The organism is [Mycobacterium] manitobense, assembly GCF_025821665.1.
GTDB classification, from domain to species: Bacteria; Actinomycetota; Actinomycetes; order Mycobacteriales; family Mycobacteriaceae; genus Mycobacterium; species Mycobacterium arseniciresistens.
This window is the reverse complement of sequence record NZ_JACKSJ010000104.1, coordinates 14,982-32,907: the sequence shown is the minus strand read 5'-3', so window position 1 is coordinate 32,907 and position 17,926 is coordinate 14,982. Positions and strand designations below refer to the sequence as shown.

Genomic DNA, 17,926 nt, shown 5'->3' with positions numbered 1-17,926 from the left:
GCCTCTGCGCTCACGTGGATCCAGCGTACCTAGAGAGTGCATCCGATCAGAGTCGGCTCGGGGGTGAGTTCGATCCCGAAGGCGGCCGAGACACCGTCGCGCACCGTCCTGGCCAGCGACAACAGGTCCGCGGTCGTGGCGCCGCCCCGATTGGTCACAGCCAGCGCGTGCTTGGTCGAAAGCCGCACCGGGGCGCCGGGGCCGGGGTAGCCCTTGCCGAACCCGGCGTGCTCCACCAGCCAGCCGGCCGCCAGCTTCACGCCCTCGTCGGCGGGATAGTGCGGCACCGGGCCGTCGACGGTGGCCCGCAGCCGGTCGAAGTCCGCGGCGCTCACCACCGGATTGGTGAAGAACGAGCCGACGCTCCACGTGTCGTGATCGGAGCCGTCGTCCAGCACCATGCCCTTGCGGCCCCGCAGCGCCAGCACGGCCTCGCGGACGCGCAGCGGGTCGGTCCTGGCGCCCGGTTCCTCCCCCAGCGCGGTCGCCAGTTCGCCGTACCGCAGCGGCGCGCTGCGGCCGTCCGCGTCGAGGGAGAACTCCACCTCCAGCACCACGGCCGCGGCGGAGTTCTTCAAAATGCTTGTGCGATAACCGAATCCCATCGCCTCGGGACCCACCCAGCGCTCCTCGCCGCTGCGCCGGTCGAGCAGCCGGACGCGGGTGATGGTGTCGGCGACCTCGGCCCCGTAGGCGCCGACGTTCTGCACCGGTGTCGCGCCTGCAGAGCCAGGGATGCCCGACAGGCACTCGAGGCCGCCGAGCCCGTATGCCAACGCGGTGACCACCACGTCGTCCCACGAGGCGCCCGCCTCGGCCCGCACCACGTTGTCGACCACCGTGATCTCGGTGTTGGCCACCCGCACGACGGTCAGGTCGGCCATGTCGTCGGCGAGCACCACGTTCGACCCGCCGGCGAGCACCAGAGCGTCGGCGTTGTCGGCGCTGCGCAGGGCCGCCACCAGCTCTTCGGTGCTGGTGGCGGTGACGAGCCTGCGGGCCACCGGACCGATCCGCAACGTGGTCAACGGCGCCAGCGGCACGTCGCGTTCTTCGGACTGCTGCCCCACGGGCTGTCACGGTAGCCTGGCTGGCTATGCCGCGTTCATTCGACTTGGCCACCGAATACGAGGGCACCGTCGAAGAGGTTCACCGGGCGCTGCGTGACGAGGGCTACTGGCTGTCCCGGCTGACCGATTCCGGCGCCGACGACTATTCGCTGGACGCGCTGACCGCCGGGCCGGACGGCGGCGTCACCGTCGCCACCACGCAGGTGCTGCGCGCCGACCGGCTCCCGGGAATCGTCACCCAGTTCCACCGCGGCGACCTGGCGATCCAGCGCGAGGAGCACTGGGATCCGGTCACCGACGGCCGCGCGACCGGGTTCGTCAACGGCGTGATCCTCGGCGCTCCGGTCACCCTCGACGGCGCGATGACGCTGGCTCCGATACGGGCGGGCGAGGCGTCGCGACTGACCTGCAAGGCCACTGTCGAGGTGCGTGTCCCGCTCGTCGGCGGCAAGTTGGAGAACCTGATCGGCGGCCAGCTCGTCGACGTGCTGATCGCCGAGCAGCGCTTCACCACGGCGTGGATCGCCGAGAACGCCTGACCTGCGCCATACACTCGGTCCGTGGGTGCGCCCCTCGGCCAGCTGACCCGCGGCACCACCGGTTACAACCGGCTCCGCCGCAGCGACAGATGGCTGGTGCACTCGGCCCGGGTCCGCACCGCCGTCGGTTCGGCCACCGACCCGCTGGTCGTCGACCTCGGCTACGGCGCTCTGCCGGTCACCACGCTCGAGCTGGCCTCGCGGTTGCGGCCGATCCGGCCGGACGTTCGGGTGGTGGGCCTGGAGATCCATCCCGAGCGGGTCGACGCGGCCCGCCCGTCCGCCACGGCAGGGGTCGACTTCGCGCTCGGCGGCTTCGAACTGGCCGGCCTGAACCCGGTCCTGGTCCGCGCGTTCAACGTGCTCCGGCAGTATCCGGTCGAGGCCGTCGCCGATGCGTGGTCGGCGATGCAGCGGCGGCTGGCGCCGGGCGGGCTGATCCTCGACGGCACCTGCGACGAGTTGGGCAGGCGGTGCGCCTGGGTGCTGCTCGACGCCGAGGCGCCGGTCAGCCTGACGCTGGCCTGCGACCCGTTCGCGATCGAGCGGCCCTCCGATCTCGCCGAACGGCTGCCCAAGGTGCTGATCCACCACAACGTGCCGGGGCAGCCGATCCACGCCCTGCTGGTGGCCGCCGACCGTGCCTGGGCCAGTGTCGCCGGGCACGGCGTCTTCGGGCCCCGGGTCCGCTGGCGGGCGATGCTCGGCCTGCTGCGTGAGCAGGGCCTCCCGGTCGAGCCGCCGCGGCGCCGCATCCGCGACGGGGTGCTCACGGTCCCGTGGGAACACATTGCGCCGTTAGGCTGAGGTCATGCGGATCGCCCTGGCACAGATCGCCGCAGGCACCGACCCGGCCGCCAATCTGGAGACGGTCGAGGAATACACCAGGCGCGCCGCCGACGCGGGCGCGGAACTGGTGCTGTTCCCGGAGGCGACGATGTGCCGCTTCGGGGTGCCGCTGGCGCCCGTCGCCGAACCGCTCGACGGCCCGTGGGCCGACGGTGTGCGTCGCGTCGCGGACCGCTCGGGGATCGTGGTGGTCGCGGGGATGTTCACCCCGAGCGGCGACGGCCGGGTGACCAACACGTTGATCGCCGCCGGTCCCGGTGTCGAAACGCACTACCACAAAATCCACCTCTACGACGCGTTCGGGTTCCGCGAATCACGCACGGTCGCACCGGGTTCCGAGCCGGCGATGCTCGCCGTCGGAGGCTTCCAGGTGGGCCTGACCACCTGCTACGACATCCGCTTCCCGGAGCTCTACGTCGAGCTGGCCCGCCGCGGCGCCCAGTTGATCACCGTGCACGCCTCGTGGGGGTCGGGCCCGGGCAAGGTCGACCAGTGGACGTTGCTGGCGCGGGCCCGCGCGCTCGACACCACCGGCTACGTCGCGGCCGTCGGCCAGGCGTACCCGGGTGACGAGGTCGCGGCCTCCGGACCCACCGGGGTCGGCCACAGCCTGGTCGCCTCCCCCACCGGCGACGAGCTGGTCAGCGCGGGTCCGGATGCCCAGCTGCTGCTGGCCGACATCGACCACGAGACCGCGCAGAAAGCACGCGACAGCATCGCGGTGCTGGACAACCGCTCGGGGTCGGCTCAGTTCGGTAAGGCAGAATCGCTCGGGTGACCGATGACTGGGCCCGCCCTGCCAACCAGCCGCCCGTCCCGCCACCACCCCCACCGCCGAATCTGCCGCCGCCACCGCCCGGCGGGCAGGGCTACCCGCCCCAGGGTCCGCCGCCAGCGGGCGAGGACGAGCGCTCCTCCTTCGGCGACAAGATCAAGGGCCTGTTCCGCGATCCGCTGTCGATCGTGCTCGTGGTGGTCATCGTGGTCGCGTTGGTGGCCGCCGGACTGCTCGGCGGTGAGCTGTATGCCCGCAACCGCGCCGACGACGTCGTCTCCCGGGTGGTGTCGTGCATCGTGCAGGACGAGGCGAAGGCGTCGTTCGACCCGCTTCCGCCGTTCCTGCTGCAGCACATGACGGGGCACTACACGAACATCAACATCGAGACGGCGGGCAACCAGATCCGCGAGGCCAAGGGCATGAAGGTGGCCATCGACATCCGCGACGTCCGCCTCGAGGACACCGCGACCTCCGGCGGCTCGGTCGGATCACTCACGGCGAACATCACCTGGGCCGCCGACGGCATCAAACAGACTGTGCAGGATGCTATTCCGCTGTTCGGCAGCTTCTTGACGGGCGTCACGACCAACCCGCAGGGCGGCACGATCGAGCTGGAGGGCGCGCTCGGCACCATCACGGCCAAGCCGGAGGTCGTCGACGGCGGGATCGGGCTTCAGGTGACGAACCTGACTGGGCTCGGCTTCACGCTGCCCCGCGAGACGGTGCAGCCCGCGCTCGACGCGTTCACCGGCGAACTGACGAAGAACTACCCGATGGACATCACCGCCCGCAGCGTCGAGGTCACCGACACCGGAGTGACGGCGGTGTTCGCCACGGAGAACGCCCAGATGCCCAAGGGCCAGCAGGACCCCTGCTTCTCCGAGCTCTGATCCCGCGGCGCTGAGCCGGGTCAGTCGAGCGCGTCGAGCACGGCGCGCGTGCCCGACAGGCCCAGCCGCGTCGCACCGGCGTCGAGCATCGCCACCGCGTCGGCTGCGGTGCGGATGCCGCCGCTGGCCTTGACCTCGAGCCGCGGCCCGACCGTCGCGGCCATCAATTCCACGGCGGCCACCGACGCGCCGCCGCTGGGGTGGAAGCCGGTTGAGGTCTTCACGAAGTCGGCGTCGGCGGCCTCGGCGGCCCGGCACGCCTCGACCAGCGCGTGTTCACCGGCGAACTCGAGCAGCGCGGCCGACTCGAGGATCACCTTCAGGATGACGCCTTCGCCGACGGCCGCGCGTACCGCGGCGATGTCGTCGTGCACCGCGTCGAAGTCGCCCGCTACCGCAGCGCCGACGTCGATCACCATGTCGATCTCGACGGCTCCTGCTGCGGTCGCCAGCACCGCCTCGTGCGCCTTGACGGCGGAGAAGTGCTTGCCCGAGGGGAAACCGACCACCGCGGCGATCACCGGTCCCGGCGCCTGCGCCGACTTCGCGGCGGCCACCATCGTCGGCGACACGCAGGCGGCGTACACGCCGAGTGCGTCGGCCTCGCGCATCAGCGCGACGACGTCGGCCTCGGTGGCCTGCGGCTTGAGCAGGGTGTGGTCGACGAGCTCGGCCACCGCATCGCGGGTCCACACCATCAGAACGGCTCCAGGGTGCCGCCCGGATTACAGCCGGCGGCCATCATCTCCTCGCCGGTCACCTCCGGACGCCACGGCTCGAGGTTCCAGCTCACCTTGCCGGGTTCGGCCATCTCGGCGAACTGCCAGTGGCAGATGAACTGTTCGCGCATGCCGGGAATCGCGGCGTCCGGGGACAGCGCGAGCACCTCGGCCCACGCCACGTCCGCAGGCGCGGAAGCGGCCTGCCGGCCGGACGGCGTCGGGTAGACCCGCAGGCTGGACAGGTCACCCCACTTGGCCCACTCGACGTGGTCGACGTACGGCGGAGCCGGGACCGGGTTGGCCGCCGCCGTGGGCAGCACGGTGAACGCGGACGCGAGGATGCTGAGGGCCGCCAGCGCGGCGGTGACGACGGGTCGCACGGGTCAGCGTGACTTCCCTTGGATCTCCAGGATCTTGGGCCGTACGTCGACGAGGTAGACGCCGGCGGCGCAGGCGCAGATCGCGGCGCCGAACACGTCCTGCAGCAGGAGCAGCAGCAGCACGCTCACGCCGAGGATCGCCAGCCACACCGGCTTGGTGAGCTTGCCGGCGGCGGGGTAGGCGTCGGTCCGCTGGATCGCCGCGTGCACGAACGAGTAGACGCCCACCACCAGGACGACGAGGACCAGGGCGAAAGAGATGACGCCCGCTAGGTCGGCAAGTATCACCTCACCACCCTAAGCGGGCGCCATCCGTGCGTCGAATTACTTCTGTGTGACCTTCTTGGCCGGAGCCTTCTTGGCCGGGGCCTTCTTGGCCGGGGCCTTCTTGGCGGCCGGCGCCGGGGCGGTCTTCTTGGCCGGGGTGGGGGCAGGCGCCTTGACGGCGGCCTTCTTCACCGGCTCCGAGGCGCTCTCGGTGCGCTTCGGCAGCTCGACACCCACCAGCTTGGCGGCCCGCTCACCGACGGCGCGGGTCTGCGTGGCCACGTTGCCGAGCGCCTCCTGGGTCAGCTCGACGGCCTGGTCGGTGATCCCCTCGACGCGGTTGGCGGCGTCCTCGAGGGCCGGCTGGCTGCGGAGCCGCTCGAGTGCGGCCTCGCCACGCTCGACGAGCTTCACGTAGGTGGTCTGCGCGGCGTCGGCGTACCCCTCGGCCGCCTTGCGCAGCTCTTCGGTGGTCAGCCGCTCGCGCAGCTCACCGACCTGTGCGGGGATCTCTTCCTGCAGCTTGTTCAGCCGGGCGCGACGCTCCTCGAGACGGGCGTTCGCGTCGGTGCGGGCGTCGCCGGCGCGGTCACGCAGGCTGGCCACGATCTCGTTGACGGTGGCGAGCGCCAGGTCGGCGGCACCCACGGCCGCGAGCAGCGGCGCCTTCAGGTCTTCGATGTCGAGGTTCTGCTGCTGGTTCTTCTCGGCCATGTCGTACTTCCTTTCAGGATCTGTCTTCATTCAGATATGTGGTTCTCAGGGGCGGATCTGTTCTCAGTCAGTCGTCGGCTCCCCTTCCGCCGGGAGCTCCGCAGCCTCGTTCTGCTGTACGAACGAGGAGTAGATGTCGAGCAGGACCCGCTTCTGCCGCTCGTTGATCGCCGCGTCGTTGACGATGGCGTCGCGTACTTCGCTGGTCTCGCTCGGCTCGAGGATCCCGGCCCGGACGTAGAGCACTTCGGCTGACACCCGCAACGCCTTCGCGATCTGGTTGAGCACGTCGGCGGACGGTTTGCGCAGTCCCCGCTCGATCTGACTGAGGTAGGGATTGCTGACGCCGGCCTTCTCGGCCAGCTGCCGCACCGATACCTGGGCCGCTTCGCGCTGACTCCGGATGAAGCTGCCGATGTCCTGCGCGGCGGTGGTCACGACCGCGGCAAGATTTTCATCCTGCTGCATGGTCTCAGCCCCCTCCGTGCGTCGGGTATCCGATTGGTGTCGGAATCAACCGTACGACGGAGTGCTAACTTTTGCAAGCACTAGCTAGCGCAGGTCAGAAGAGTAGCTGGGCTATCGAGTAGATGACGAGGCCCGCCAGCGAGCCCACCACCGTGCCGTTGATACGGATGAATTGCAGGTCGCGGCCGACGTGCAGTTCGATCCGATCGCTGGCCTCCTCGGCGTCCCACCGCTCGATGGTGTCGGTGATGATCGTGGTGATCTCCGCCCCGTATTCGGCCACCAGGTGTTGCGCGCCCCGCACGATCCAGTTGTCGACCTTGCGGCGCAGATCGACGTCGTCGCGCAACGACTCGCCGATGCGGATCACCGAGTCCGCGATGCGACCCCGCAACGTCGACGACGGGTCGTCCACCGACTCGAGGATGATCCGCTTGGCCGCCGTCCACGCGGTCTCGGCCGCCCGCGTCACCTCGTCGCGGGCCATGATCTGCTCTTTGACGTTCTCCGCGCGCTGGATCGTCGCCGCGTCGTGCTGCAGGTCGTTTGCGAACTCGAACAGGAACTTGGTCGCCGAGCGCCGCAGCTCGTGGTCGGGATTGCGGCGGACCTTGTCGGTGAAGTCCATCAGCTCGCGGTGGATCCGGTCGCCCACCAGGTGGTCGACCCAACGCGGTGACCACTGCGGCGAATCGCGCTCGATGACGCGCTCGATGATCTCGCCCGCGTTGAGCGACCACTGGAACGCGCGGTCGGCCAGCAGCTGGATCAGCGCCTCCTGCCGCCCCGCCTCGAGCAGCTCGTTGAGCACCCGGCCCACCGGCGGCCCCCACTGCGGCTCGGCGACGCGCTTGACGATCATCTTGTCCAGCACCTGCTGGACGTCCTCGTCGCGCAGCATCTCCACCAGCACCCGCAGCACCGTCGACACCTCCGCGGCGACGCGGGCGGCGTTGACGGGTTCGGCGAGCCACTTGCCGGTGCGGCTGGCCACGTCGGCGGAGCGCAGCTTGGTCTCGACGTTCTCCGGCGACAGGAAGTTCTCCCGGACGAACATGCCGAGGCCCTCGCCGAGCTGGTCCTTCTTGCGCTTGATGATCGCGGTGTGCGGGATCGGGATGCCCAGCGGGTGCTTGAACAGGGCGGTGACGGCGAACCAGTCGGCCAGCGCGCCGACCATGCCGGCCTCCGCGGCGGCCCGCACATAGCCCACCCACCCCGGCGCACCGTGGGACTGCGCCCACGTGCACACCAGGAACACGACGGTGGCCCCGAGCAGGAATCCGAGCGCGACCGCCTTCATCCGGCGCAGCGCGCGGCGCCGTTCGGCGTCGGCGGCGGAGTCCGCGCCGGCAAGCGCCTCGGCGAAACTCGCCTTCTGTGCCACCGGTGCCGGTTCGACGTCTGCTCTGTGTGCCACCAATCCATCATGGGCCATGCCGCCATGTACCCGTCTGACCGCGCCGATCCCCGACGGCGGGTCGTAGTATCGAGAGGGACTACGGAATGGACTACGGGGATAGTGGCACAGCAGACCCCGCCGGTGGCGGTCAAGACCGATGGACGCAAACGGCGCTGGCATCAGCACAAGGTCGACCGGCGCAACGAACTCGTGGACGGCACCCTCGAGGCGATCCGCCGACGTGGAAGCAACGTCAGCATGGACGAGATCGCCGCTGAGATCGGGGTGTCCAAGACGGTGCTGTACCGCTACTTCGTCGACAAGAACGACCTCACCACCGCGGTGATGATGCGATTCGCCCAGACCACGCTGATCCCGAACATGGCGGCCGCGCTGACGTCGAACATGGACGGCTTCGACCTCACCCGGGAGATCATCCGGGTGTACGTCGAGACGGTGGCCAACGAGCCGGAGCCGTACCGGTTCGTGATGGCCAACAACTCGGCCAGCAAAAACCAGGCGGTCGCGAACTCCGAGCAGATCATCGCCCGGATGCTCGCGGTGATGCTGCGCCGCCGGATGGCCGAGGTCGGGATGGACACCAGCGGTGTCGAGCCGTGGGCATTCCACACCGTCGGCGGCGTCCAATTGGCCACCCACTCGTGGATGTCGCACCCGCGCATGACGTCCGACGAACTCATCGACTACCTGACCATGCTCTCCTGGAACGCACTCTGCGGAATCGTCGAGGTCGGCGGCTCACTCGAGGTGTTCCGCAGGCAGGCACACCCTTCGCCGATCCTGCCCACCAGCCGATGACCGCCGAAGCCGAGCTGCCCGACGAGTGGACGCACGAACCCGGAGAAATGCTGGCATTCCGTCCCGGCTCCAAGGTCGCCGACATCGACACCGACGCGACGCCCGGTTTCGGGGGGTCCAAGGACGACGCGAAAGCCCTGCAGTGGGAACGCAACGAGCTGCTGGCCGACCTGCAGGAGAGGTTCTATGCCGGCAGCAAGGGTGGGGGCGACACCCGCTCGGTGCTGCTGGTGCTGCAGGGCATGGACACCGCGGGCAAGGGCGGGATCGTCAAACACGTTGTCGGCGCCGCGAATCCGCAGGGCGTGCGGTACACCAGCTTCGGCAAGCCGACGGAGGAGGAGCTGGCCCACCACTACCTGTGGCGCATCCGCAAGGCGCTGCCGCCCGCGGGGCACATCGGCGTGTTCGACCGGTCGCACTACGAGGACGTGCTGATCGTGCGGGTGCACGATCTCGTCCCGCCGAACGTGTGGGCCACGCGCTACGACGAGATCAACGCTTTCGAGCGCGAACTCGTCGACGGCGGAGTGACTCTGGTGAAGGTCGCGATGTTCGTCTCACTCGACGAGCAGAAGAAGAGGCTGGAGAAGCGTCTCGCGCGGCCGGACAAGTATTGGAAGTACAACCCCGCCGACATCGACGAGCGCCTGCTGTGGCCGAAGTACGTGGACGCCTACCAGGCGATGCTCGACCGCACGTCGACCGACATCGCGCCGTGGCACATCGTGCCCTCCGACCACAAGTGGTACAGCCGCCTCGCGGTCACCGAACTGCTCATCGAAGCGCTCGAGGGCCTCGACTTGTCGTGGCCCCCTGCCGATTTCGATGTCGAGGCGGAGAAGCGCCGCCTCGCCGAGGCCTAGAGGGCCGCGCTCTTCGCTGAGTGCACGCTTGTTCGCACCCTCACTCGGCGTTTGCGTACAACAACCGTGCACTCGCTTCCGGTTATCCACAGCCGCCACGATTGCCGCGCGAAGTGGTGGGCGACGGGCCAGACGATGAAGGTATGCATCCTCGTCTCATCGTCGCGACCGAGGCGCTGGCCGACGGTGGTTTGACCCGCCGCGATCTCATGCGCAGTTACCGGAAGGTGCATCGCAACGTCTATGTGCGGGTCGACACGGAACTGAGCGCGCTGGACCGTGCCCGTGCCGCCTGGCTGTGGTCCGGGCGGAAGGCAACGCTCGTCGGCCATTCAGCGGCCGTTGCCCTCGGCAGTCGCTGGATCGACGCGGACGCACCCGTGGAGCTGGCCCACTCCAGGCGGCCCGGCGCGCGGGGGATTCTCGTGCACTCGGACGTGATCCGCGACGATGAGGTGTGCCTCCGATACGGCATGCGGTGCACGACGCCCGCACGCACCGCCTACGACCTCGCCAGACGCCTCCCCCACGAGCAGGGCGTCATCCGGGTGGACGCACTGCTGAACGCCTCCGGTGCCAGCGTCGCGGACGTCACAGCCGTCGCGCGCAGATACCCGGGAGCGCGAGGTGCACGACGCCTTCGTGAGGTGATGGACGTGGCCGACGGCGGCGCCGAGTCCCCGCAGGAGACCCGTCTACGACTCCTGCTCGTTCGTTCCGGCCTCCCTCGGCCCGCCACCCAGATCAGAGAGGGCAGCAGGCGTATCGACATGGGCTGGCGCGCCGCGAAAGTGGGCGTCGAGTATGACGGCAAGCAGCACTGGACCGATCCCGACGAGCATGCCCGCGACATCGAGCGCCTGGAGTTCCTCGCCTCGCGCGGCTGGCTGATCGTCCGGGTCAGTGCTCGACAGCTCAACCAGCGACCGGCGAGCGTGGTGCAACGAGTCCGCGCCGCATTGCGCGCGCGAGAGCACGCTTGTTGACGGGGTCACTCGGCGTTTGCGTACAACATCCGTGCACTCGCGAAGAACTCAGTACGTGTAGAAGCCCTTGCCCGACTTCTTGCCCAGCTGGCCGGCCTCGACCATCCGCTGCAGCAGCGGCGGCGGCCCGTAGAGCGGCTCCTTGAACTCCTCGAACATCGAGTCCGCGATGAGCTTGAGCGTGTCCAGCCCGACCAGGTCCGACAGCTTCAGCGGCCCCATCGGGTGCGACAGCCCGGCGACCACGGCGGTGTCGATGTCCTCGACGGTGGCGACGCCGGCCTCGGCCATCCGGATCGCCGACAGCAGGTAGGGCACCAGCAGTGCGTTGACGACGAAGCCCGACCGGTCGGTGCAGCGCACCACCTTCTTACCGAGCGTCTCACCCGCGAACTGCTCGACGCGCGCCAGCGCCTCGTCGTTCGTGACCAGCGTCGGCACCAGTTCGACCAGCGGCAGCACCGGCACCGGGTTGAAGAAGTGCAGGCCCAGCACGCGGCTGGGGTTCTTGGTGGCCGCGGCGATCTTCATGATCGGGATGCTGGACGTGTTCGACGCCAGCACGGCATCGGGATCGGTGATGGCCTCGTCGAGCTGCGCGAAGACCTTCGCCTTGACGGCCGCATCCTCGACGATGGCCTCGACCACCAGCTGGCGGTCCGCCAGGTCGGCGATGTCGGTGGCGACGCTCAACCGCGCGAGCGCCTCGTCGCGTTCGGCCTCGGTCAGCTTGCCCTTGCTGACACCGCGCTCCAGCGACGAGACGATGCGGCCGCGGCCCGCCTCGGCAAGCGCCTCGGTGGGCTCGTAGATGCGGACGTCCACACCCGCGCGCAACGACACCTCGGCAATGCCAGCGCCCATCTGTCCGGCGCCGACGACGCCTACCCGCTCGATGCTCATTGATCTCCTCCGATACAGCGACAGGCCCCGCCCGAGAACACGGACGGGGCCTGACGCTATCAACTGACTTCTAGTGGAACTGACCCTCTTCGGTCGAGCCGGTCAGCGCCGTGGTCGAGCTGGTCGGGTCCACGGTGGTGGCGATCCGGTCGAAGTAGCCGGCGCCGACCTCGCGCTGGTGCTTCGTCGCGGTGTAGCCCCGCTCCTCGGCGGCGAACTCGCGCTCCTGCAGCTCGACGTACGCGCTCATCTGGTTGCGGGCGTAGCCGTAGGCCAGATCGAACATCGAGTAGTTCAGGGCGTGGAAGCCCGCGAGGGTGATGAACTGGAACTTGAAGCCCATCGCGCCGAGCTCCTTCTGGAACTTCGCGATGGTCGAGTCGTCGAGGTGCTTCTTCCAGTTGAACGACGGCGAGCAGTTGTACGACAGCATCTGGTCGGGGAACTCCGACTTGACGCCCTCAGCGAACTTGCGGGCCAGCTCGAGGTCCGGCGTGCCGGTCTCCATCCAGATCAGGTCGGAGTACGGGGCGTAGGCCTTGGCGCGGGCGATACAGGGCTCCAGGCCGTTCTTGACCCGGTAGAAGCCTTCCTTGGTGCGCTCACCGGTGATGAACGGCTGATCGCGCTCGTCGACGTCGGAGGTGATCAGCGTGGCCGCCTCGGCGTCGGTGCGGGCGATGACCAGGGTCGGCACGTCGGCCACGTCGGCGGCCAGGCGGGCCGACGTCAGGGTGCGGATGTGCTGCTGGGTGGGGATCAGCACCTTGCCACCGAGGTGGCCGCACTTCTTCTCCGACGCCAGCTGGTCTTCCCAGTGCGAACCGGCGACACCGGCGGCGATCATGGCCTTCTGCAGCTCGTAGACGTTCAGTGCGCCACCGAAGCCGGCCTCGCCGTCGGCGACGATCGGGGCCAGCCAGTTCTCGATCGAGGTGTCGCCCTCGACCTTGGCGATCTGGTCGGCGCGCATCAGCGCGTTGTTGATGCGACGGACCACCTGCGGCACCGAGTTGGCCGGGTAGAGGCTCTGGTCGGGGTAGGTGTGGCCGGACAGGTTGGCGTCACCGGCGACCTGCCACCCCGAGAGGTAGATGGCCTTCAGCCCGGCGCGAACCTGCTGGACGGCCATGTTGCCGGTCAGGGCGCCGAGGGCGTTGACGTACTCGAGGTCGTGCAGCTGGCTCCACAGCACCTCGGCGCCGCGGCGGGCGAGGGTGTTCTCTTCGACGACACTGCCCTGCAGCGCGACGACGTCCTCGGCGCTGTACTCGCGGGTGATGCCCTTCCACCGGGGGTTGGTGTCCCAGTCCTGCTTGATCTGTTCGGGCGATTTCGGGGTGCCAACGGTCGACATCGACTGCTCCTTCGTGGGTACTGAATCGCTGCGGTGTGGCCGACTTTCCCGGCTTGCTAACACTCGAACGACTTCGCGGCTGTGCTCCTACGAGGATGCCTCAAGGTATAACTGCAGGTCCACCCGTTTCGCTTGCCAAGTTTCGCCAACACCCCCGGCTAACTTGTGAAGATTGCGAAGACACCCCGCAGCTGTACCGGTTCAGAAGCTACTGATCAGTAACCCGTTTCCGCTGGTCAGTACGCCCGTACTGTTAAACCGGGATGATCAGAGCGTGAAGAGTGATGCGACGGCTTTCGTCTCGTCGCCGACCGCATATGTGAGCGTTGTAACAGTGCGATCCGTCAGCTCGGCGCCGAACTTGTCGGTCGAACCGGGCGGGTGCACGTGCGAGATGATCTCCAGTTTGTCGCCGAGGGCCACCGGCAGGTCGTGCTCGATGGTGGCGCGCAGCGGCTTCTGCAGCAGTTCGGGGTGGCTGCCCAGGTAGTCCTCGACCACTGACCAGTACACCGAGTTGTTCATGTGGTCGAAGATGTCGATGTCCGAGACGCGCACCGGGTACTCGCGGATCTCAGCGGCGTCCTCACGGGCACCCGCGCTGAGGTAGGCCTTCCAGCGCAGCCGGTTCACGTCGGTGGTGCGCCGCAGTCCGGCGATGAAGTCGTCGGAGATGCGCGCCGGACCCTGGGTCTCGCGGTTGATGTTGATCCAGAACGCCTCGGACTCCATCAGCCCGCCCTTGCGGCCGTCGATGCGAACCCGCATCTCGCACCACCGGTTGGACGTGCCCGAACACCAGCGGCGCAGCCGCATCATGTCCTGGAACTCGATGGGCCGGATCAGGTCGATCATGGTGCGGCGCACGATCCACAGCGGATGGGTCTCCTCGAAGCCCAGTTCGCGGAGGTGGTCGGAGCCGATGTCCTGGATGTGACGGGTCGCGGCGTCGAATTTCAGGCGGCCGGTGCGGTCGACGTCGGCGACGCGCAGGGGCCAGCCGGTGTCGAACACGTCGGGGTGCGGGTCGGGCACCGGCATCATCGTCTTTGCCAGGCCGGCGCCGGCAGCTGCCTGCGTGCCGCTCACGTTCGTCCTTCCACATCGTTGCCCAACCGAATCATGCCAGGCGCCCCGATCCTGCCACAGCGGCTCCCGTGCGAACGCTGCGAAGCGCTTCTTCGCACGTTGTTACGCTGGTCAGCATGGCCAGGACCTTCGTCGGCTCGCGCGTGCGGCAGCTGCGCAGCGAACGGGGCTACAGCCAGGCCGCCCTGGCTCAGAAGCTCGACATCTCGCCGAGTTACCTGAACCAGATCGAGCACGACGTCCGCCCGCTGACCGTCGCCGTGCTGCTGCGGATCACCGAGGTCTTCGGTGTCGACGCGACCTTCTTCGCCTCGCAGGACGACACCCGGCTCGTCGCCGAACTGCGAGAGTTGACGATGGACCGCGACCTCGGCGTCGAAGTCGACGTCGCGGAGATCGCCGACGTCGTCGCCGCGCATCCCACCCTCGCCCGCGCGATGGTGAACCTGCACCGGCGCTACCGGCTCACGACGGCGCAGCTCGCCGCGGTGACGGAGGAGCGATTCGCAGACGGCAGCGGTTCGGGCTCGATCACGATGCCGCACGAAGAGGTGCGCGACTACTTCTACGACCGGCAGAACTACCTGCACGAGCTGGACACCGCCGCCGAGGACCTCACCATCCGGCTGCGCATGCACCGCGCGGAACTGGCCCGCGAGCTGTCCGACCGCCTGACCGCGGTGCACGGGGTCCGCATCGTCCGGCGCAACGACCTCGGTGAGAACGTCATGCACCGCTTCGATCCCGCGACGAAGACCCTGGAGATCGGCGGGCACCTCTCGTCGGGCCAGGTGGTGTTCAAACTCGCCGCCGAACTCGGCTTCCTGGAGTTCGGCGACCTGATCGACAGGCTCGTCGAGGAGGGCACCTTCACCAGCGACGAGTCCCGCACGCTGGCCCGCCTCGGCCTCGCCAACTACTTCGCCGCGGCGACGGTGTTGCCGTATCAGCAGTTTCACCACGTCGCGGAGAACTTTCGTTACGACGTCGAACGGCTGTCGGCGTTCTACGCGGTCAGCTACGAGACCATCGCGCACCGGCTGTCGACGCTGCAGCGGCCGTCGATGCGCGGTGTCCCGCTGTCGTTCGTGCGGGTGGACCGGGCGGGCAACATGTCGAAACGTCAGTCCGCCACCGGGTTCCACTTCTCGTCCAGCGGCGGCACCTGCCCGCTGTGGAACGTCTACGAGACGTTCGCCAACCCGGGCAAGATCCTGGTTCAGATCGCACAGATGCCCGACGGGCGGGACTACATGTGGGTGGCCCGCACGGTGGAACGGCGCGCGGCGCGCTACGGGCAGCCCGGCAAGACGTTCGCGATCGGGTTGGGATGCGAGTTGAGGCACGCCCACCGGCTGGTCTACTCCGAGGGACTCGATCTGTCGGGCGACGCCTCGGTGGCCACCCCGATCGGCGCGGGATGCCGGGTGTGCGAACGGGACAACTGCCCGCAGCGCGCCTTCCCCGCCCTCGGCCGGGCGCTGGACCTCGACGAGCACCGCTCGACGGTGTCGCCGTATCTGGTCAAGCAGACCTGATCCGTCACCGGTGCCCGGGCCTTTTGAGGCCTACCTGTGCCAGACTCGATGAGGTGAGTTCAGTAGAGCCTGCGCGCATCGAGCCCGGCGGTTTCCGCGAACTGGGTCCGCTCAACTGGGCCATCGCCAAGGCGGGCGCCCGCTCGATACGCGCCCCGCGGTTCAGCCTGGTCAACGTCCTCGGCCGGCACCGGCTGCTGTTCCTGGCCTGGCTGCCATACAGTCTCGTGCTGCTCGGCCCGCTCGGCAAGCTCACCCGCCGCGACGCCGAGACGGTGATCCTGCGAGTCGGCCACCTGCGCGACTGCGAGTACGAGCTGCAGCAGCACCGCAGGCTGGCCCGCAGCCGCGGTGTGGACGCCGAGACGCAGGCCCGGATCTTCGACGGCCCGGACGCCGAAGGCCTCACCGACCGGCAGCGGGTGCTGATCACCGCCACCGACGAGTTCGTCGTCACCCGCGGCGTCTCCCCGGAGACGTGGAAGGCGCTGGCGAAGCACCTGACGGAGCAGCAGCTGATCGAATTCTGCATGCTCGCAGCACAATACGACGGCCTGGCGGCGACCATCAGCACACTGCAGGTGCCGCTCGACTTCCCGGACTGACTACAGGTAGGTCACGCCGAGCACGATGATCGAGAACAGCACGGGCGCCGCGGGCAGGCACCACAGAAACGCCGCCCACACGTGCGACTTGCGCTGGAAGTGGCGCCATCCCAGCACCCCCGCCGCGACGCCGAGCAGCAGTGAGACCGCCGCCACCAGCAGCACCCAGAAGCTGATGTCGGAGGTGCCGGTGGCCAGCGAGATGCCGATCAGCCACAGGACGTGCCCAATCACCAATCCGCCGATGCCGGCGACGAGCTCGTTTCTCAAAAGTTGATCATGTGGCCGGTGAGGCCGTGGAAGCATTCCTGCAGCGCCTCCGACATCGTCGGGTGGGTGTGCACGTTGCGGGCGAGCTCGGTGGCCGTCAGGTCCCACTTCTGCGCCAGCGTGAGCTCGGGCAGCAGTTCGGACACGTCGTGGCCGATGAGGTGGCCGCCGATCAGCTCGCCGTACTTCGCGTCCGCGATCAGCTTGACGAAGCCGCTCGGGTCGCCCATCCCGTGCGCCTTGGCGTTCGCGGTGAACGGGAACTTCGCGACGACGACGTCGTAGCCCTCGTCGCGGGCCTGCTCCTCGGTGAGCCCGAAGCTGGCCACCTGCGGCTGACAGAACGTGGCGCGCGGCATCATCCGGTAGTCGCCCAGCGGCAGCGTCTCCGCGCCGGCGATGGTCTCGGCCGCGACCACGCCCATCGCCTCGGCGACGTGGGCCAGCTGCAGCTTGCCCGTCACGTCGCCGATCGCGTAGACGTGCGGCTTGTTGGTGCGCATGTAGTCGTCGATGCCGATGCCGCCGCGCTCGGTGAGTTCCACCCCGGCCTTGTCGAGGTCGTAGCCCTCGACGTTCGGGACGAATCCGATGGCCTGCAGCACCTTCTCGGCCTTGATCTCCTGCGACTTGCCGTCCTTGCTGACGGTGACGGTGACCTCTTTGCCGTCGTCGTCGATCGACTCGACCTTGGTGCCGGTGAGGATCTTGACGCCGAGCTTCTTGAACTGCTTCTCGATCTCCTTCGAGACGTCGGCGTCCTCGTTGGGCAGCGCCCGCGGCAGGAACTCGACGATGGTCACCTCGGTGCCGTAGTTTTTCATCACGTACGCGAACTCCATGCCGATCGCGCCCGCGCCTGCGATGACGATCGACTTCGGCAGTTCACGCTCCATGATCTGCTCTTCGTAGGTGACGACGTTCTCCGACAGCTTCGTGCCGGGCACCAGCTTGGTGTGCGCGCCGGTGGCGATGATGACGTTGTCGAACGTGACCTCTTCGGTGCCGCCGTCGTTCAGGTCGACCGACAGCGTGTGGTCGTCCTTGAACTTCCCGTAGCCCTGGATCTCGGTGATCTTGTTCTTCTTCATCAAGAAGTGCACACCGGTGACGCGGCCGTCGGCGACCTTGCGGCTGCGGTCGTAGGCGACGCCGTAGTCGAACGTCGCCTCCCCGCTGATGCCGAAGGTCTTGGCTTCCTTGGTGAAGATGTGGGACAGCTCAGCGTTGCGCAGCAACGCTTTCGACGGGATGCAGCCGACGTTGAGGCACACCCCGCCCCAGTACTTGGGTTCGACAACGGCGGTGTTCAGCCCGAGTTGGGCGGCGCGGATGGCCGCGACGTACCCGCCGGGACCGGCTCCGAGGACGACGACGTCATAGTGGGTCACGCCCACCAGCCTAGTGGTCCGAC

General features: G+C 68.4%; 21 protein-coding genes. 9 read left to right on the top strand and 12 right to left on the bottom strand.

Annotation, left to right across the window (positions count from 1 at the left end; translation table 11 throughout):
* Positions 1 to 29 precede the first annotated feature (29 nt).
* Positions 30 to 1,070 (bottom strand): UDP-N-acetylmuramate dehydrogenase, encoded by a 1,041-nt coding sequence (locus H7I41_RS13495; RefSeq protein ID WP_264013098.1) that lies wholly within the window; start codon positions 1,068 to 1,070, stop codon positions 30 to 32.
* 26 nt (positions 1,071 to 1,096) lie between these two features.
* Here H7I41_RS13495 and H7I41_RS13490 point away from each other — a divergent pair, with 26 nt between their 5' ends.
* The 4 genes from H7I41_RS13490 to H7I41_RS13475 are packed head-to-tail and all read left to right on the top strand — an operon-like array spanning position 1,097 to position 4,126.
* The gene (locus tag H7I41_RS13490; protein ID WP_264013097.1) at positions 1,097 to 1,609 is read left to right on the top strand and encodes a DUF2505 domain-containing protein; all 513 of its coding nucleotides are present in this window, start codon (positions 1,097 to 1,099) and stop codon (positions 1,607 to 1,609) included.
* 21 nt (positions 1,610 to 1,630) lie between these two features.
* Complete coding sequence (locus tag H7I41_RS13485) at positions 1,631 to 2,416, top strand: class I SAM-dependent methyltransferase (protein WP_264013096.1); 786 nt, start codon at positions 1,631 to 1,633, stop codon at positions 2,414 to 2,416.
* Positions 2,417 to 2,420: 4 nt separating this feature from the next.
* On the top strand, positions 2,421 to 3,236 hold the full coding sequence (locus H7I41_RS13480) for a carbon-nitrogen hydrolase family protein (protein ID WP_264013095.1): 816 nt from the start codon (positions 2,421 to 2,423) through the stop codon (positions 3,234 to 3,236).
* Positions 3,233 to 4,126, top strand: a complete 894-nt coding sequence (locus H7I41_RS13475; protein WP_264013094.1) for an LmeA family phospholipid-binding protein — start codon at positions 3,233 to 3,235, stop codon at positions 4,124 to 4,126. Before H7I41_RS13480 ends, H7I41_RS13475 begins: the two co-directional genes overlap by 4 nt.
* 20 nt (positions 4,127 to 4,146) lie before the next feature.
* Here the strand turns inward: H7I41_RS13475 and deoC are convergent, their stop codons facing one another.
* From deoC to H7I41_RS13445, 6 genes are all read right to left on the bottom strand, one after another.
* On the bottom strand, positions 4,147 to 4,824 hold the full coding sequence (deoC, locus tag H7I41_RS13470; protein WP_264013093.1) for a deoxyribose-phosphate aldolase: 678 nt from the start codon (positions 4,822 to 4,824) through the stop codon (positions 4,147 to 4,149).
* Positions 4,824 to 5,228 carry a DUF2599 domain-containing protein gene (locus H7I41_RS13465; protein WP_264013092.1) on the bottom strand — a complete coding sequence of 135 codons (405 nt, stop codon included), beginning with the start codon at positions 5,226 to 5,228 and terminating at the stop codon, positions 4,824 to 4,826. The genes deoC and H7I41_RS13465 overlap by 1 nt, the downstream gene beginning before the upstream one ends.
* A 3-nt stretch (positions 5,229 to 5,231) precedes the next feature.
* Complete coding sequence (locus H7I41_RS13460) at positions 5,232 to 5,516, bottom strand: DUF2516 family protein (RefSeq protein WP_264013091.1); 285 nt, start codon at positions 5,514 to 5,516, stop codon at positions 5,232 to 5,234.
* 36 nt (positions 5,517 to 5,552) lie between these two features.
* Complete coding sequence (locus H7I41_RS13455; RefSeq protein ID WP_264013090.1) at positions 5,553 to 6,209, bottom strand: heparin-binding hemagglutinin; 657 nt, start codon at positions 6,207 to 6,209, stop codon at positions 5,553 to 5,555.
* Between the two features lie 63 nt (positions 6,210 to 6,272).
* Positions 6,273 to 6,677, bottom strand: coding sequence for a helix-turn-helix domain-containing protein (locus tag H7I41_RS13450; RefSeq protein ID WP_264013089.1), 405 nt, complete (start codon positions 6,675 to 6,677; stop codon positions 6,273 to 6,275).
* A 94-nt stretch (positions 6,678 to 6,771) separates the two neighbouring features.
* Positions 6,772 to 8,115 (bottom strand): DUF445 domain-containing protein, encoded by a 1,344-nt coding sequence (locus H7I41_RS13445; RefSeq protein ID WP_264013088.1) that lies wholly within the window; start codon positions 8,113 to 8,115, stop codon positions 6,772 to 6,774.
* A gap of 84 nt (positions 8,116 to 8,199) precedes the next feature.
* Here H7I41_RS13445 and H7I41_RS13440 point away from each other — a divergent pair, with 84 nt between their 5' ends.
* From H7I41_RS13440 to H7I41_RS13430, 3 genes are all read left to right on the top strand, one after another.
* A complete protein-coding gene (locus tag H7I41_RS13440; protein ID WP_264013087.1) occupies positions 8,200 to 8,898 on the top strand; it encodes a TetR/AcrR family transcriptional regulator in 699 nt (232 codons plus the stop codon).
* Positions 8,895 to 9,764 (top strand): polyphosphate kinase 2 family protein, encoded by an 870-nt coding sequence (locus H7I41_RS13435; protein ID WP_264013085.1) that lies wholly within the window; start codon positions 8,895 to 8,897, stop codon positions 9,762 to 9,764. The genes H7I41_RS13440 and H7I41_RS13435 overlap by 4 nt, the downstream gene beginning before the upstream one ends.
* 143 nt (positions 9,765 to 9,907) lie before the next feature.
* The gene (locus H7I41_RS13430; protein WP_264013151.1) at positions 9,908 to 10,750 is read left to right on the top strand and encodes an endonuclease domain-containing protein; all 843 of its coding nucleotides are present in this window, start codon (positions 9,908 to 9,910) and stop codon (positions 10,748 to 10,750) included.
* 48 nt (positions 10,751 to 10,798) lie between these two features.
* Here H7I41_RS13430 and H7I41_RS13425 read toward each other — a convergent pair whose 3' ends face one another.
* The 3 genes from H7I41_RS13425 to H7I41_RS13415 form a co-directional block, all read right to left on the bottom strand.
* Positions 10,799 to 11,653 carry a 3-hydroxybutyryl-CoA dehydrogenase gene (locus H7I41_RS13425; protein WP_264013084.1) on the bottom strand — a complete coding sequence of 285 codons (855 nt, stop codon included), beginning with the start codon at positions 11,651 to 11,653 and terminating at the stop codon, positions 10,799 to 10,801.
* Positions 11,654 to 11,723: 70 nt separating this feature from the next.
* A complete protein-coding gene (aceA, locus tag H7I41_RS13420) occupies positions 11,724 to 13,010 on the bottom strand; it encodes an isocitrate lyase (RefSeq protein ID WP_264013083.1) in 1,287 nt (428 codons plus the stop codon).
* Positions 13,011 to 13,277: 267 nt separating this feature from the next.
* On the bottom strand, positions 13,278 to 14,054 hold the full coding sequence (locus tag H7I41_RS13415) for an acyl-[acyl-carrier-protein] thioesterase (protein ID WP_264013150.1): 777 nt from the start codon (positions 14,052 to 14,054) through the stop codon (positions 13,278 to 13,280).
* Between the two features lie 161 nt (positions 14,055 to 14,215).
* Here H7I41_RS13415 and ramB point away from each other — a divergent pair, with 161 nt between their 5' ends.
* Positions 14,216 to 15,637 (top strand): acetate metabolism transcriptional regulator RamB, encoded by a 1,422-nt coding sequence (gene ramB / locus H7I41_RS13410; RefSeq protein ID WP_264013082.1) that lies wholly within the window; start codon positions 14,216 to 14,218, stop codon positions 15,635 to 15,637.
* 53 nt (positions 15,638 to 15,690) lie between these two features.
* Positions 15,691 to 16,242, top strand: coding sequence for a carboxymuconolactone decarboxylase family protein (locus H7I41_RS13405; RefSeq protein ID WP_264013081.1), 552 nt, complete (start codon positions 15,691 to 15,693; stop codon positions 16,240 to 16,242).
* On the opposite strand, the gene H7I41_RS13400 is transcribed toward H7I41_RS13405, so the two are convergent.
* A complete protein-coding gene (locus H7I41_RS13400) occupies positions 16,243 to 16,512 on the bottom strand; it encodes a hypothetical protein (RefSeq protein ID WP_264013080.1) in 270 nt (89 codons plus the stop codon).
* Positions 16,509 to 17,903, bottom strand: a complete 1,395-nt coding sequence (lpdA, locus tag H7I41_RS13395; RefSeq protein ID WP_264013079.1) for a dihydrolipoyl dehydrogenase — start codon at positions 17,901 to 17,903, stop codon at positions 16,509 to 16,511. The genes H7I41_RS13400 and lpdA overlap by 4 nt, the downstream gene beginning before the upstream one ends.
* Positions 17,904 to 17,926: the final 23 nt, after the last annotated feature.